At 68.4% G+C, this 1,023-nt stretch carries 2 protein-coding genes; both read right to left on the minus strand.

Going from position 1 to position 1,023, the window contains the following annotated elements; translation table 11 throughout:
- Window positions 1-495, minus strand: a 495-nt coding sequence (locus AB0C20_RS36385) for an OB-fold nucleic acid binding domain-containing protein (protein WP_357569744.1), incomplete at its 3' end; no start/stop codon positions are given.
- Window positions 496-660: 165 nt separating this feature from the next.
- Window positions 661-1,023: rhodanese-like domain-containing protein (locus tag AB0C20_RS36390; RefSeq protein WP_357569743.1), on the minus strand; the 363-nt coding region annotated here is incomplete at its 5' end.

A 1,023-nucleotide genomic window follows, 5' to 3' on the forward strand; every position in this document is an offset into this window, starting at 1 on the left:
GGCCATCTCCCGGGCCTCCGGGCGCACGATCAGATCCACATAGCGCTGGCGGACGCGCGATTCCTCGCTGAGCTCCTTGTGCGCCACCGGCAGCGGCCGCAGCGATTTGGCCGCCATCGACCAGGAATCGGCCATGACGCTCAGTTCACCGGTCCTCGACGAGATCACCTCACCGTGCACGAAGACGAAATCGCCGAGGTCGACATCGGCCTTCCAGGCCGCGAGCGCATCGGCGCCCACCCCGTTCAGACTGATCATGGCCTGCAGTTTGGTGCCGTCGCCCTCCTGCAGCGTCGCGAAGCAGAGCTTGCCGGTATTACGCATGAAGATGACGCGCCCGGCCACCCCGACCTGCTGTCCGGTGCTGGTATCGGGCTCCAGATCCGGATGGGCGGCCCGGATCTCGGCGAGGCTGTGGGTACGTGGCACCACCACCGGATAGGCGTCGACACCCGCGTCGAGCAGGCGCTCGCGCTTGTCTCGGCGGATCCGCATCTGCTCCGGAACATCGACTTCCGCTGCGGCAGGACGGGATTGCCCCGCGGGAACCCGGCCCGCGGAGTCACCGGACGAGGGGGTGTTCGGGGTGCTCACAGCGAACTACCCTATCGTGCGCCGGAAATCGTTTCACGCGCGCCCGACCCCCGCTCACCGGGCCGATTACAGCGACACCAGGGCGTTGATCTCACCGGCCAGATGCGGCGCACCCGCGGCCACCGACAGCAGTCCCGCGGCCTTCACCGCCTGGTAGCCACCGACCAGATCGGTGGCCCGATGCAGACCCAGTTGCTGCAATGCGGCCGCGGCCAGACTCGAGGTGTAGCCCTCCGAGCAGACCACCACCCATTCCCGATCGTGATCGGTGGCCAGCGCCAGCCGCGCCGAACTGGTGGGGTCCAGCCGCCACTCCAGCACATTGCGCTCGATGACCAGCGCACCCGGCAACGTACCCTCCCGGAGCCGCTGGGCCTGCGGGCGAATATCGACCAGCAGAGCACCGCGCGCGACGGCCTCCGGCAATTC

This window comes from Micromonospora sp. NPDC048843, assembly GCF_040649965.1.
GTDB lineage: Bacteria > Actinomycetota > Actinomycetes > Mycobacteriales > Micromonosporaceae > Micromonospora > Micromonospora hortensis.